This window comes from Streptomyces sp. NPDC088725, assembly GCF_044751305.1.
In the GTDB taxonomy this organism is placed as follows: domain Bacteria; phylum Actinomycetota; class Actinomycetes; order Streptomycetales; family Streptomycetaceae; genus Streptomyces.
The window spans coordinates 398500-413186 of sequence record NZ_JBIVLO010000002.1; the positions used below are offsets into that span (position 1 = coordinate 398500).

The 14687-nt window shown below is 69.3% G+C and carries 12 protein-coding genes; 9 read left to right on the forward strand and 3 right to left on the reverse strand.

The genetic code is table 11. The features are described 5' to 3' along the window. Positions 1 to 1449: a regulator gene (locus ACIP6N_RS05675; protein ID WP_401813143.1), complete on the reverse strand. Its 1449-nt coding sequence runs from the start codon at positions 1447 to 1449 to the stop codon at positions 1 to 3. A 236-nt stretch (positions 1450 to 1685) separates the two neighbouring features. Here ACIP6N_RS05675 and lipB point away from each other — a divergent pair, with 236 nt between their 5' ends. The 4 genes from lipB to ACIP6N_RS05695 all read left to right on the forward strand — a co-directional run bounded on the left by lipB (position 1686) and on the right by ACIP6N_RS05695 (position 4850). Next, complete coding sequence (lipB, locus tag ACIP6N_RS05680; protein WP_401813144.1) at positions 1686 to 2483, forward strand: lipoyl(octanoyl) transferase LipB; 798 nt, start codon at positions 1686 to 1688, stop codon at positions 2481 to 2483. Positions 2484 to 2638: 155 nt separating this feature from the next. Beyond that, entirely contained in the window at positions 2639 to 3604 is a 966-nt protein-coding gene (gene lipA, locus ACIP6N_RS05685; RefSeq protein ID WP_401813145.1) for a lipoyl synthase, read from the forward strand. A gap of 309 nt (positions 3605 to 3913) precedes the next feature. Next, positions 3914 to 4141, forward strand: a complete 228-nt coding sequence (locus ACIP6N_RS05690; protein WP_401813507.1) for a hypothetical protein — start codon at positions 3914 to 3916, stop codon at positions 4139 to 4141. A 10-nt stretch (positions 4142 to 4151) separates the two neighbouring features. Beyond that, complete coding sequence (locus ACIP6N_RS05695) at positions 4152 to 4850, forward strand: DUF4191 domain-containing protein (RefSeq protein WP_401813147.1); 699 nt, start codon at positions 4152 to 4154, stop codon at positions 4848 to 4850. An 88-nt stretch (positions 4851 to 4938) separates the two neighbouring features. Here ACIP6N_RS05695 and ACIP6N_RS05700 read toward each other — a convergent pair whose 3' ends face one another. Continuing rightward, positions 4939 to 5406 carry an RDD family protein gene (locus tag ACIP6N_RS05700; protein WP_401813148.1) on the reverse strand — a complete coding sequence of 156 codons (468 nt, stop codon included), beginning with the start codon at positions 5404 to 5406 and terminating at the stop codon, positions 4939 to 4941. A gap of 246 nt (positions 5407 to 5652) precedes the next feature. Here ACIP6N_RS05700 and glnA point away from each other — a divergent pair, with 246 nt between their 5' ends. The 3 genes from glnA (at position 5653) to ACIP6N_RS05715 (ending at position 9626) form a co-directional block, all read left to right on the forward strand. Further along, the gene (gene glnA / locus ACIP6N_RS05705; protein ID WP_401813150.1) at positions 5653 to 7062 is read left to right on the forward strand and encodes a type I glutamate--ammonia ligase; all 1410 of its coding nucleotides are present in this window, start codon (positions 5653 to 5655) and stop codon (positions 7060 to 7062) included. Positions 7063 to 7510: 448 nt separating this feature from the next. Then, entirely contained in the window at positions 7511 to 8080 is a 570-nt protein-coding gene (locus tag ACIP6N_RS05710) for a restriction endonuclease (RefSeq protein ID WP_401813509.1), read from the forward strand. Between the two features lie 754 nt (positions 8081 to 8834). Beyond that, complete coding sequence (locus ACIP6N_RS05715; protein WP_401813151.1) at positions 8835 to 9626, forward strand: polysaccharide lyase family 7 protein; 792 nt, start codon at positions 8835 to 8837, stop codon at positions 9624 to 9626. Between the two features lie 74 nt (positions 9627 to 9700). On the opposite strand, the gene ACIP6N_RS05720 is transcribed toward ACIP6N_RS05715, so the two are convergent. Further along, entirely contained in the window at positions 9701 to 11302 is a 1602-nt protein-coding gene (locus ACIP6N_RS05720; protein ID WP_401813152.1) for a peptide chain release factor 3, read from the reverse strand. Positions 11303 to 11803: 501 nt separating this feature from the next. Between ACIP6N_RS05720 and ACIP6N_RS05725 the strand changes: the two genes are divergently transcribed. Then, on the forward strand, positions 11804 to 13489 hold the full coding sequence (locus tag ACIP6N_RS05725) for a ribonuclease J (protein WP_401813154.1): 1686 nt from the start codon (positions 11804 to 11806) through the stop codon (positions 13487 to 13489). Positions 13490 to 13595: 106 nt separating this feature from the next. Continuing rightward, complete coding sequence (locus ACIP6N_RS05730) at positions 13596 to 14339, forward strand: spermidine synthase (RefSeq protein ID WP_401813156.1); 744 nt, start codon at positions 13596 to 13598, stop codon at positions 14337 to 14339. Positions 14340 to 14687: the final 348 nt, after the last annotated feature.

Sequence of the window (14687 nt, forward strand, 5' to 3'; positions counted from 1 at the left end):
TCAGCCCATCGACGCGACCCGCTCGCGGTAGTTCCGTACGGCCGCGGCGTCCCGGTAGGGCTCCAGGCGCCGTTCGAAGTCCCGTACGTACTCCGCGGCCCGCGCCGAACGGATCTGGGTGGCCTGCTGGGCGGCTTCCGCGCCCAGCAGGCACGCCTGGTCCAGTTCGCCGAGGCCGAGACGGGCGCAGGCGAGCACGACGCCGCAGAAGAGACGGCTGCGCGCGAGCGCCGGTGCGCGCAGCTGGAGTGAGCGTTCGGCGTACTGGGCGGAGGATCGGTACTGCTGGAGATCGCGGTAGCAGTGGCCGAAGTCGTCGGCGAGCTGTGCCTCGTCGAAGGAGCGTCCCCAGTGCGGCACTTCGTCGCCGGGCCGCGCGGCCTCCAGGGCGCGTTCGGCCCGTACGAGCGAGGCGGTGCAGGCCCGTACCTCGCCGAGTACGCCGTGGCCGCGCGCCTCGACCGCGTGCAGCAGCGCCTGGACGACCGGCGGAGCCGACGAGCCGACGCCCTGCTGGGCGACGCGCGCGAGCTGGACCGCCTCGCGGCCGTGGCCGAGATGGACGGCCTGCCGGCTCATGGTGATCAGGACGTACGAGCCGTAGGCCCGGTCGCCCGCCGCCTGGGAGAGCCGCAGCGCCTGGACGAAGTAGCGCTGGGCGAGGCCGTGGGCGGCGATGTCGTACGAGGTCCAGCCGGCGAGCCGGGTCAGATCGGCGGCGGCGCCGAAGAGCTTGCGTCCGACAGTCTCTCCGTACAGTCCGCGCAGCATCGGCTCCGTCTCGTGTTCGAGGTAGCGGACGAGCGCCTGCCGGGCGTGGCCGCCGCCGTACGTCTGGTCGAGGGTGCGGAAGAGGTCGCCGACGGAGCGCAGGGCCTCGACGTCTCCGGCGGTGACCCGCTGGCCTGCGCCGCGTTCGGTGCGCTGCCGGGGCACGGCGGGCGCGGCGCGCCCCTGGGACGGCACCCGCGCGCTGTTCTGCGGTGCGAGGTCGGGGTGGCCGACCCGTTCGTCGGCGCGGCCGATCAGCCAGTCCCTGCTGGGCACGACGAGTCCGGCCGGGGTGAACGCGATCTTGCGCAGTTCGGTGTGGCTGCCCGAGTCCTTGCGCCAGAGACCGGCCACGATGTCGACGGCTTCTTCGGGGGTGGCGGCGAATTCGAGCCCCGCGTAGACCGGGGCGCAGGCTTCGAGGCCCAGGTCCTGTGCGGAGAGCCGGCGGCCGAGGCGGCGGGTGAAGACCTCGGCGATCAGGGCGGGCGTCGTGCCGCGTGGCTGCTGTCCGCGCAGCCAGCGCGTCACCGACGTCTTGTCGTACCGGAGGTCGAGGCCGTGTTCAAGACCGAGCTGGTCCACCCGGCGGGCAAGTCCCGCGTTGGAGAAACCGGCTTCTGCGATGAGCGCGGCGAGCTGGCGGTTGGGGATGCGCTGCGGAGGTCGTTCCGACATCAGCTGTTCGGTCTCCTGCCTTCCGGGCCGGGAAGCAGCCCACATGGAACGGCGCGAATTTAGCGGTATCGACCACCCACACTGTCAGGTTCGTCCCATATTCATCCGATCGTGTGAGAATTGCCGGAGTCGCTGACGGGTGCCCGGGAGTACCTGCCCGGCCTCCGCGCGCGGGGCCGCCGTACAGTTGCGGGAGCGCGATTCGCGCGCAGGGCGGGTACTGAGGAGGCGCTGCCGTGAGTGAGCTGCGGTATGTCCATCTGGGGTTCGGCAAGGACTCCGTCGACTACCAGGAAGCCTGGCAGGAGCAGCGCCGGGTGCACGCGGCCCGTTTCGCGGACGAGATCCCCGACACCTGCCTGCTGCTGGAACACCCCCCGGTCTACACGGCGGGACGGCGTACGGAGGACAGCGAACGCCCTCTGGACGGCACCCCCGTGGTGGACGTGGACCGCGGCGGGAAGATCACCTGGCACGGCCCCGGCCAGCTGGTGGGCTACCCGATCCTCAAGCTGCCGCGCCCGGTGGACGTCATCGCGCACGTGCGCCGGCTGGAGGACGCCCTGATCCTCACGGCCGCCGAGTTCGGCCTGGAGACGACCCGGGTGGAGGGCCGCAGCGGGGTCTGGGTGCTCGGCGATCCGGTCGCGGAGCGGCCCTCGGTGGGCGGCCTGTCGCTGGACCTCGACCCCCGGATGCGGGACGACGAGTTCGACCCGCGGCTGAACGGCCCGGAGTACGCCCCGTCCAACGCGGGCCAGCGCCGGGAGGACCGCAAGCTCGCGGCGATCGGTATCCGGATCGCCAAGGGCGTGTCGATGCACGGCTTCTCGCTGAACGTGAACCCGGACAACACCTGGTTCGACAAGATCGTGCCGTGCGGGATCCGGGACGCGGGCGTCACGTCGCTCGCGAACGAGCTGGGCAGGGACGTCACGATCGCGGATGTCGTACCCGTGGTGGAGAAGCACCTGCGGGACGTTCTGGAGCACGCGGAGCCGCAGCCGCGGGAGATCGAGCACGCGAGCGCCTGAGAAACGCGCACGGGGACGCGCACGGGCCGGGAGGCCCCGGGGGAATGCGTCCCTCTGGCCATGGGTTGGCCACACGTAATGCCACGCAAACAACGGGCGTAACCTGGTGTTCGCCGAAGAATCGAATGCCGCGCCAGCAGAGAGAGGTGCCGGACGTGTCCGCTGTCGCACCCGACGGACGCAAGATGCTGCGCCTGGAGGTCCGGAACAGCCAGACCCCCATCGAGCGCAAGCCCGAGTGGATCAAGACCCGGGCGAAAATGGGACCCGAGTACCAACAGCTGCAGAAGCTCGTGAAGAGCGAGGGCCTGCACACGGTCTGCCAGGAGGCCGGCTGTCCGAACATCTTCGAATGCTGGGAGGACCGCGAGGCGACCTTCCTCATCGGCGGTGACCAGTGCACGCGACGCTGCGACTTCTGCCAGATCGACACGGGCAAGCCGGAAGCGCTGGACCGTGACGAGCCGCGCCGGGTGGGTGAGTCGGTCGTCACCATGGACCTGAACTACGCCACGATCACCGGCGTCGCCCGCGACGACCTGCCGGACGGCGGCGCGTGGCTGTACGCCGAGACCGTGCGCCAGATCCACGCCCAGACGGCGGAGCGTGCCGCGGGCGGCACGAAGGTCGAGCTGCTCATCCCCGACTTCAACGCCGAGCCCGAGCAGCTGGCCGAGGTCTTCTCGTCCCGTCCCGAGGTACTCGCGCACAACGTCGAGACGGTGCCGCGGATCTTCAAGCGGATCCGCCCCGGCTTCCGGTACGAGCGCTCGCTCGAAGTGATCACGCGGGCCCGCGAGGCCGGTCTGGTCACCAAGTCCAACCTGATCCTGGGCATGGGCGAGGAGCGCGCGGAGGTCAGCGAGGCGCTTCAGGACCTGTACGACGCGGGCTGCGAGCTGATCACGATCACGCAGTACCTGCGGCCTTCCGTACGGCACCACCCGGTCGAACGCTGGGTGAAGCCGCACGAGTTCGTGGAGCTTCAGGAGGAGGCCGAGGAGATCGGCTACTCCGGCGTGATGTCAGGTCCGCTGGTGCGGTCCTCGTACCGCGCGGGCCGGCTGTTCCAGCAGGCGATCGAGCGCCGTGGCGCGGTGGCCGCCGGGCAGAGCGCGTAGGCGCGTGCAGGCGTGAGAAGCGGCGCGTGTACGCGTGAGAAGCAGGCGCGTAAGCGTGTGAAACGGAGCACAAGCTCCTACTGATCGGTAGTAAAAGATCAGGGCGCGGTCCGGACGCTCTCCGCAGGTGGGGAGGCGCGTACGGGCCGCGTCAGCGCTTTACCGGGACCGGTTCGGGGTTTCATTCGAGTTTGACCGCCCAGTCACCCGCTGGTAACACCGGTCGGAGACGCTAGTTCCACGCTCGCCACGGCTCCTAGGGGGACCGCCATCATGCAGGCCGCGCCGGTAGGACCCGCCACCGAGGCAATGGTGGCCACCACCCGCACCACCAGCACCCTTCCCCGCCCCACGACCAGGCCTTCCGTCTCCACCGCGCTGCGCGCCGTAGAGTCGCTGCTGCTCGCCGGCGGCCAGCGGACGGCCCGCCGGAACGCCTGGACCGCGGTCCTCGAGGACCGCCGCAGGGCCAAGGACCGGGTCGAGGTGCAGCAGGTACTGGAGGCGGTGTCGGACCGCGCCTCCCGCGCCACGTAAACTCTTTCGCATGGCGAGGAAGGAAAACGCAGACACTACTGCGAACCCGGGGCGACTGAAGCAGATCGCCCTTACCTACAAGATGACCCGGCGGGCCGACTCCAAGGTCGGTCTTGTCGTCGCGGGTGTGGGAATCGTCACCTTCGGTGTCTTCCTCGCGGTCGGCTTCTTGATCAACCACCCGGTCTACGCGGGCATCCTGGGCTTCATCCTGGCGTTCCTCGCGATGGCGATCGTCTTCGGCCGCCGCGCCGAGCGCGCCGCCTTCGGGCAGATGGAGGGCCAGCCGGGCGCCGCCGCGGCCGTACTGGAGAACGTGGGCCGTGGCTGGACCACGACACCCGCGGTCGCGATGAACCGCAGCCAGGACGTCGTGCACCGCGCCGTCGGCAAGGCGGGGATCGTCCTGGTGGCCGAGGGCAACCCGAACCGGCTGAAGACTCTGCTCGCGGCGGAGAAGAGGCGGATGGCACGGATCGTCGTGGACGTCCCCGTGCACGACATCATCGTCGGTGACGGCGAGGGCCAGGTGCCGCTGACGAAGGTCCGTACGACCTTGCTGAAGCTGCCGAGGGTACTGGCGGGCCCGCAGGTCACGGCGACCAACGACCGGCTTCGGGCGATGGGTGACCTGATGAACAACATGCCGTTGCCAAAGGGGCCCATGCCCAAGGGCATGCGGATGCCGCGCGGCGGAAAGTCACGCTGAACGCTCATCAGAAGGGCGGTTCCGGGAGCCATCGCTCCGGGAACCGCCCTCTTTACGTCTCCGGGTTACGTTTCCGGGCCCGGCTCTCTCAGATCCGCACCTGTACGGCGCGGGCGAGGCGGTCGTGCAGTCCGCGTCCGTCGCGGTCCCAGATCAGCGCGGGGATGGCGAGGCACAGCAGGACACTGCGGACCAGCACGCGCCCCGTACCGATCCGTCCGCCGTCCTCCGCGACGACACGCAGCCCGAAGAGGCGCTTGCCGGGGGTGAAGCCGACCGTGCCGACGGTGAGGACGCTCAGTACGAGAAGGACGCCGAGCGCCCAGTTCCCCGACGCCTGCCAGTCACCGCGCGCGAGCAGTCCGTATGCGATCAGCACGCACAGCGCCCAGTCGACGCACAGCGCACCGATACGCCGTCCGAACCTGGCCACCGAGCCGGGCCCCTCCTCCGGCAGACCGAGCCGCTGACCCCGGTACCCGAAGTCGACACCCATGTCCTCGGCGGCCGCGCGGGGCCCGGAAATCCATGATCCGATTGCGTCCCTGTTGTCCACCCGTACACGGTACTGCGACCCCGTTTGCCCCTCTTGAACCGGGGGGTGAACCGGGAGCGCGCGCGGGGCGCGAAGCCGTGGCGCACCCCAGCTCGCGGCACGTCCGGTTAACTTGGGCGAAACAAATGGGTCATGCTTGAGAAATCCCCGATATCTAAGGTCGGATCCAGCGTGTGCCACCGCACTGGCCGCACCACCGAGCGAGAGACCCCCGCCCCTTCCCGGGTCGGGAGGAGGAGGAGCTGGATGTTCCAGAACGCCGACGACGCCAAAAAGTTCATCGCGGACGAGGACGTCAAGTTCGTAGACGTCCGTTTCTGCGACCTGCCGGGCGTGATGCAGCACTTCACGATCCCGGCGAAGGCGTTCGACCCGAACGAGGAGCTGGCCTTCGACGGGTCCTCGATCCGCGGCTTCCAGGCCATCCACGAGTCGGACATGGCGCTCCGCGCCGACCTGTCGACCGCGCGGGTGGACCCCTTCCGCCGTGACAAGACGGTCAACATCAACTTCTTCATCCACGACCCGATCACGGGCGAGCAGTACAGCCGCGACCCGCGCAACATCGCCAAGAAGGCCGAGGCCTACCTCGCGTCGACCGGCATCGCGGACACCGCGTACTTCGGCCCCGAGGCCGAGTTCTACGTCTTCGACAGCGTGCGGTTCAACACCACGTCGAACGAGAGCTTCTACCACATCGACTCCGAGGCCGGCGCCTGGAACACGGGCTCCACGGAGGACAACCGCGGCTACAAGGTCCGCTACAAGGGCGGTTACTTCCCGGCCCCGCCGGTCGACCACTTCGCCGACCTGCGCGCCGAGATCTCCCTCGAGCTGGAGGCCTCCGGCATCCAGATCGAGCGCCAGCACCACGAGGTCGGCACCGCGGGCCAGGCCGAGATCAACTACAAGTTCAACACGCTGCTGGCCGCGGCCGACGACCTGATGCTCTTCAAGTACATCGTGAAGAACGTCGCCTGGCGGAACGGCAAGACCGCGACCTTCATGCCCAAGCCGATCTTCGGTGACAACGGCTCCGGCATGCACGTCCACCAGTCGCTGTGGAACGGCAGCACGCCGCTCTTCTACGACGAGCAGGGCTACGCGGGCCTCTCGGACACCGCCCGCTACTACATCGGCGGCATCCTCAAGCACGCCCCGTCGCTGCTGGCCTTCACGAACCCGACGGTGAACTCGTACCACCGCCTGGTCCCCGGCTTCGAGGCCCCGGTCAACCTGGTCTACTCGCAGCGCAACCGCTCCGCCGCGATGCGCATCCCGATCACGGGCTCGAACCCGAAGGCCAAGCGCGTCGAGTTCCGCGCGCCGGACCCGTCCTCGAACCCGTACCTCGCCTTCTCGGCGCTCCTCCTCGCGGGCCTCGACGGCATCAAGAACAAGATCGAGCCGGCCGAGCCGATCGACAAGGACCTCTACGAACTGGCCCCCGAAGAGCACGCGGGCGTCCCCCAGGTCCCGACCTCCCTCCCGGCCGTCCTCGACGCCCTGGAAGCGGACAACGAGTACCTCCAGGCGGGCGGCGTCTTCACGCCGGACCTGATCGAGACGTGGATCGACTACAAGCGCACCAAGGAAATCGCCCCGATCCAGCTGCGCCCGCACCCGCACGAGTTCGAGCTGTACTTCGACATCTAAAGGGCGGAGCCGGGTGGCTTGGGAACAGGCTGTGACCTGCGAGAGTTCTTCTCATGTGTACCGGGCGTGCACAGACCGGCCGTTCCTCTGACGTGAAGTCAGCAAAAGCAGTAGGGGCCGCTACCCCCTTCGGGTAGCGGCCCCTACTGCCGTTCCGGGATCGTCTGCGCCCAACACCAGCGCCCGTCGACCGGTCGAGCTGCCCGGTCGGCGGCGTAATCGGGCCACCGGCCACGAGCGCGGTCTTCTCTTTCGGCAGGGTCCTCGCCCAGACTCTCAGCAACCAGTTTCCAGAGGGGAAGGAAGACGCGTGGCGAGGAAGCGCAAGCGCCGGTCGGCTGCACGGAAGAGACAGCGGGACCGGCGGAACGCGGCCTTAGGCGGTGGTGCGTCAGCGCTGATCTTGTTGACGGCGTTCTGGTCGCAGGTCTGGCCGTACCTCGCGGGCATCGCTGCCCTCAGCGGTGTCGGTGGTGCGGTCTGGTGGCTCTGGCGCACGGACCGGCTGGTACGGAGCCGGGACCGACGGTGGCGCGAGGAGGACGCGATCCGCGTCGGTCGCCGGTCACTGGCCGAGGTGGACGCGATGAGCTGGCAGGATTTCGAGCGGTATGTCGCAGGGTTGTGCCGTCGCGACGGGTGCACCGACGTCGAAGTGAGCGGTAAATCAGGCGACTTGGGGGCCGACGTCATCGCCACCCTTCCCGACGGCCGGCGGCTGGTCGTCCAGTGCAAGCACTACGCCCCGCACCGGTACGTACCCAGCGGCGACATGCAGAAGTTCATCGGCACCGCCTGGCTGCACCACAAAGCCGACGTGGCCGTGTTTGCGGCCACCTGTCCTTTCAGCAGGGCGGCGCTCGCGCTCGCGGTCCAACACGGTGTGCTCGCCGTTCACCGCGATCTGCTGGGTGCGTGGAACACGGGCACTCCGCTGCAGGCCATGCTGCCGTTGAACGGCACTGGCCAAGGAGATCGCGCCCATCGCAAGCGCTGGAAGGATACGTACCGCTTCTGAGTGCCACCGCCGCCGTACAGATGCCGGGCCGCATACCCCCGGGGCGCCGCCCAGACCCTGTCAGCGCTTCTTGGTCTTCTTCTTCTGTCGAGGCGTCCACTCACCTCGGTGGACCTGGCAGCGTGAGTAGCCGATCATCGCTGGGTTCTGACATGGCTTGCCGGTCGTGGTCTTCGTCGATCCGCACTTGACTTGCCTGCCCATTGGCCCTCCCACTCGGTCGGTGCGCTGAACAGATCGTCACAGACAGGCGAGGCCGGCGTCCGCCACCCCGGCATTTCGGCTGATTCGATGTCCTGGGCGACTGGATGCGGGTGCCTGTCAGCTGTGGTGGGTGAACTCAGTTGCGCTGGCGGCCCGGTCGGTGCGGGTGGTGAGAAGAATGCGCAGGACCGGGCCTGAGCCGGTGCGTGAGGTGAGGATGACGGGGACGCTCTGGGCGAGGTCGTCGATGACTGGTGCGAGGCCGGACGGTACGTGCCCGACCCGATCCCTCCCATGCGCCTTCCCGCGGGCCTGAGCGGACCCCTGCGGGCTCCGCCACACCCTGCCACGGCCGCGCCTGCGCGGTCACGGGAACGCCCGCGCCCCGAGACCACATCACCCCACGTATGTGAACCTCGCGCGCCCCGAACTCTTTACCGTGCCAGGGGCTGCGCCCTCGACCCACCCGCTCTACTCTCCCAAGTGTTCACACCAGTGCCGGAAATGCATGTATGTGAACACGCATCCCCCACAGGAGAAGGGCAGTCACATGTCCCAGCGCATCGCACGCTTCTCTTCCCGCAAGGCTCGCTCCCGGCGGACTGCCGGGGTTCTCGCGGCTGTTCTGGCGGCGGGTACGTTGCTGGTCACCGCTCAGGGCGCTTCCGCGCAGCCCGCGGCCACCGTGTCGCTGAGCGGGTGGAAGCTGACCCTGCCGGTGAACTCGTCCGGCGAGCAGAGTGGCGCTTCCGTCACGAAGAACCCGGCCGTCGTCACCGCGCCCTGGCTGACCCGCAACTCCAGCGGCACGCTCACCTTCTGGGCTCCCACCAAGGGCGCGACGACGCCCAACTCGGCGCATCCGCGCACCGAGTTGGTGCGCACCAGTGATTTCACCGCCGGGTCGGGCAGCCACACGCTCTCGTCGGACGTCACCATGCAGCAACTGCCGGCCGGCAGCGACGACATCATCATCGGGCAGATCCACGGCAGCGGTTCGAACTCCTCCGTGCCGCTGCTCATGCTCCACTACACGTCGGGCCGCGTCTGGGTGGCCGTCCGCAAGAACCCGGACGTCGCGGGCACGGACACCGCCACGCTGCTGGAGGGCGTTCCGATGAACCAGGCCTTCTCGTTCCACATCGTCGCCGACGGCAACAACCTGACGTCGTCCGTCGCGGTGACCTCCACCGGCGAGAGCGCAAGCAAGACCATCGCCCTCAACTCCTCGTTCAAGGGCATGGCTGTCCGCTGGCAGGTCGGTGACTACCAGCAGACCGACGCCAACAACAGTGCCACCGACGGCGGTCGCCTCACGGTCAACTACCTCACCGCGAACTGATTTCCGGGCCGAGTGAGCCCCCGGCCGCCGTCAACTCCGCCGCGTGGCGGGGCCGGTGGCGGCCGGGTGGCGAACTACTCGTGGGCGGCCAGGAGATGGTCCAAGCGGGCGTCGGGGAAGGCCCGTTCGAAGGAGTTGGCCTGCCAGCGGTCCGGGAACAGGGCGAGTACGGCCTTGTCGCGGACGCGCACCAGGGCTTCGCCCCTGACCAGCCGGGAGCCGTTCAGCGCCTCTCCTCCGGCCGCGTCGGTCGCCCGCGCCAGGTGGTACGGAAGGGGCTCCAGCCGTATGGGGGAGGAGAATTCGCCCGCCATGCGGTGGGAGACCACCTCGAACTGCATGGGTCCCACGGCGGCGAGGACCGGAGACTGGTCACCCCGCAGGTCGGAGGTGAGGACCTGGACCACGCCCTCCTCGTCCAACTGGGCGATCCCCCGCCGGAATTGCTTGGACCGGCTGACGTCGGCGGGACGTGCGACGGCGAAGTGCTCCGGTGCGAAGGTGGGCATGGGAGGGAACTGCGCGGCCGGTCCGTCGTAGAGCGTGTCGCCCACCCGGAGCGCGGCGGCGTTGCCCACGCCCACCACGTCACCGGGGTACGCCGTGTCGACCGAGGAGCGGTCCTGGCCGAAGACGCTGTGCGCGTACTTCGTGGCGAACGGCTTGCCGGAGGTGGCGCGGATGACCGTGCTGCCCCGCTCGAAGACGCCCGAGCACACGCGCAGGAACGCGATCCGGTCCCGGTGGGACGGGTCCATGTTCGCCTGCACCTTGAACACGAGCCCGGAGAACGGCGCGTCCACCGGGCGGCTGCCGCCGGTTTCCAGCTCGCGCGGGCCCGGGGCGGGGGCCAGGTCGACCACGGCGTCCAGCAGCAGCCGTACGCCGATGTTGGAGACGGCGGCGCCGAAGAAGACGGGGGTGGACGTGCCGGCCAGGAAGGAGTCCCTGTCGTACTCGGCCCCCTCCTCACGGAGCAGTTCCAGCTCCTCGGTGGCCTGCTCCCACCAGGTGCCCTCCTCGCCCGTCGCCTGCTCCGCCGTGATCGTCTCCTCGACGGCCTCGTGGGCGCCGCCGGGGGTGCGGGTGTAGCGCAGCATCGTCTCGGGGTGGCGCGCGTCGACCAGACCGCGCAGGTCACCGGCGGTGCCGACCGGCCAGGTGACGGGCGTGGGGCGCAGCCGGAACTCGCGCTCGATCTCGTCCATCAGCTCCAGGGCCTCGCGGCCCGGCCTGTCCCACTTGTTGACGAAGGTGATCACCGGGATCCTGCGGTGCCGGCAGACGTCGAAGAGCTTGCGGGTCTGCTCCTCAAGGCCCTTGGCCGCGTCGATGAGCATGATCGCGCAGTCCACCGCCGCCAGCACCCGGTAGGTGTCCTCGGAGAAGTCCGCGTGACCCGGGGTGTCGAGGAGGTTGAGCACGCGGTCGCGGTGGGCGAACTGCAGCACCGCCGAGGTCACCGAGATGCCTCGGGCCTTCTCCATCTCCATCCAGTCGGAGGCGACCGCGCGCCGTCCCGACTTGCCGTGTACCGCGCCCGCCTCGGTGATCGCCTGCGCGTGCAGGGCCAGGGCCTCGGTGAGCGTCGACTTGCCCGCGTCGGGGTGGCTGATCACCGCGAAGGTACGCCTCCGGGCGGCCTCGCTCGCCGCCTGCTCGCCCGCGGTACTCATCGGGCCGCCTTGGAGGCGCCCGCCGGCGCGTCCGGCGTCCGGGCCGGACGACCGTGCAAGGAGGGTGCGAAGTTCTCCGCCGCCCGTTCCAGGCACCGGTGCGCGCAGCGCAGATCCGCTCGTACCCAATAGTTCCGCAATGTCGCCGCCAGTTCCTCGTACGCCTGTTTCGTCTGCCTGCGACCACGGCCGCCCGGCTCACGCGGGCACTCCCGTACGCAGCGCAGCGCACGCGCGTCGTTCCAACAGAAGCCGGGCGCCGCATGCCGCGTGCCCGTCTGTTGACGCACCTCTGTCTCTGTGTGCCGACCTCAATCTACTCTGACGTAAAAGTGGGTTGCGAACGCCGGAGCGCGGACCCTCCCCGCGGGCCGGGCCCGGTGTCCGGACCGGCCTCGGGTCACGCGCGGGGTCGCGCTCAGGACGTCCGCGGGTGTGGCGGCCGGCGGGTGATCGCCACCGGATGAAAGCGTGTACGACACCCTCCGGTAACGTCAAAATATGAGCCATCCGCATCCCGACCTGAAAACCGCGCCGCCCCTGCCTGCCGGAGGGCTGAGGGTCGTCGCCCTCGGCGGTCTCGGGGAGATCGGCCGCAATATGACCGTCTTCGAGTATGCGGGAAAACTGCTGATCGTCGACTGCGGCGTGCTGTTCCCCGAGGAGAACCAGCCCGGGGTCGATGTCATCCTGCCCGACTTCACGTCGATCAGGGACCGTCTGGACGATGTGGTCGCCATCGTGCTGACCCACGGCCACGAGGACCACATCGGCGGTGTGCCGTACCTGCTGCGCGAGCGGGCCGACATCCCGGTGGTCGGCTCCAAGCTGACGCTGGCCTTTCTGGAGGCCAAGCTCAAGGAGCACGGCATCCGGCCGCGTACGGCGCGGGTGCGTGAGGGCGACCGGCGCGGTTTCGGTCCCTTCGACTGTGAGTTCGTGGCGGTCAACCACTCCATCCCCGACGGTCTCGCGGTCGCGATCCGTACCGGCGCCGGGATGGTGCTGCACACCGGTGACTTCAAGATGGACCAGTTCCCGCTGGACGACCGCATCACCGACCTGCGCGCGTTCGCCCGTCTCGGCGAGGAGGGCGTCGACCTCTTCCTCGTCGACTCCACCAACGCCGAGGTGCCCGGTTTCACCACCTCCGAGCGCGATCTGAACCCCGCGATCGAGCAGGTGCTGCGCACCGCTCCGCGCCGGGTCATCGTGTCCAGCTTCGCCAGCCATGTGCACCGTATCCAGCAGGTGCTGGACGCCGCCCATCAGTACGGGCGCAAGGTGGCCTTCGTCGGCAGGTCGATGGTCCGCAACATGGGCATCGCCCGCGAACTCGGCTATCTGAAGGTCCCCGAGGGCCTGGTCGTGGGCCTCAAGGAGCTGGAGAAGCTGCCGGACCACAAGATCACGCTGGTGTGCACGGGATCGCAGGGTGAGCCGATGGCCGCGCTCTCCCGGATGGCCAACCGCGACCACATGATCCGGATCGGCAAGGGCGACACCGTCCTGCTCGCCAGTTCCCTGATCCCGGGCAATGAGAACGCCATCTACCGGGTGATCAACGGGCTGACCAGGTGGGGCGCCAACGTCGTCCACAAGGGCAACGCGAAGGTGCACGTCTCCGGGCACGCCAGCGCGGGCGAGCTGGTGTACTGCTACAACATCATCAAGCCCCGGCACGTCATGCCCGTGCACGGCGAGTGGCGTCATCTGCGGGCCAACGGCGACCTCGCCATCCGTACGGGGATCGACCCCAGGAACGTGGTCATCGCCGAGGACGGCGTCGTCGTCGATCTGGTGAACGGCCGGGTGTCCGTCACCGGCAAGGTGCCCGCGGGCAATGTCTACGTGGACGGCATGTCGGTCGGCGGCGCCACCGAGGCGTCCCTGAAGGACCGGCTCACCCTGGCCGAGGAAGGCGTCCTCACGGTGGTGGCGATCGTCGACGCCGACACGGGACTCCTCGCCGAGGCTCCCGACTTCCTCGCGCGCGGGTTCGTCCACGACGACTCCACCTTCGAGTCGTTGATCCCGGTGATCGAGAAGACCCTCGCGGCCGCGGCCAGGGAAGGGGTCGGGGACGCGCACCAGCTGGAACAGCTCATCAGCCGCGCGGTGAGTTCCTGGGCCTTCAGGACGCATCACCGCAAGCCCCTCGTCATCCCCGTCATCATCGACGCGTGAGCCCACCGCAGACCGCCCCCCGGAGCGTGTTCACGGCCGGGGAATGCCGCGTACAGGAACATCACGACGCGCCGACACGGTTACCGGCGGCGGAAAAGGACAGCGGATGAGCGCGCGTTTCGAGGAGATCGACTGGCGTCCGACGCCCATGGGCGACATCAGTCTGCGGCGGCGCCGGGACCCGGTGTCGGGCGAGGACGTGTACGAGGTGAAACTCGGCGACGAGTTCCTCATGTCCAGCCTCTTCACGGCGGGCGAGATCGCGCTCACCCGGCTCGGCCTGGGGAAACTGCCGGACAGCCTGCCCGAGGACGAACGGATCGACGTCGTCGTGGGCGGGCTGGGCCTCGGATACACCGCACGGGCCGCGCTGGACGACGTACGTGTGGGCTCGCTGATCGTGGTCGACGCGCTGGGTGAGGTGATCGAGTGGCACCGGCGGGGCCTGGTGCCGCTGGGAGCCGGGCTGGCGTCGGATCCCCGCTGCCGGCTGGTGCGCGGCGACTTCTTCGCGATGGCCCGCGACTCCCGGGGGCTGGACCCGGAAGCGCCGGGCCGGCGCTTCCACGCCGTCCTGCTGGACGTCGACCACTCGCCACGCCATGTGCTGCACCCGAGCCACGCGGCGCTCTACCGGCCCGAGGGCCTGCGGTCTCTCGCCGACCGCCTGCACCCGGGCGGGGTCTTCGCGCTGTGGTCGAACGACCCGCCCGACGAGGAGTTCTGCGCCGTGCTCGCGGAGGTGTTCGCGGAAACGGAGGCCCGGGTGGTCGATTTCGACAATCCGCTCCAGGGCGGAACCTCGGCCAACACCGTTTACCTGGCGAGGAAACGAGTGGATACGGCGTAGCCCGCGGCCGGGGCCGGGAGGACTTCGCCGCGCGGGACGGGACGACGCTCCGTCAGCCTTCAGTGTTCACCGGCGGGGAACTGGATTCCTCCCTGGCCGACCGGCCGCGTTCGCCGTCCGCCGGGCCCGCGGGAGACCGGGCCCCGGGCCCGCGGGAGATCGGGCCGGGGCACTGTAGCGGTGCCCCTGACACAGGGGGTACCGTCGCAGGGAAATGACGACGGTGTGACGGAAGTCCGGTGAGAGTCCGGCACGGTCGCGCCACTGTGTACCCGTACCCCTGCGGGAAGTCAGACCCAGGCACCTTCGTCTCAGGCACCACGATCGGGACGCGTGTTCCCCAGGAGG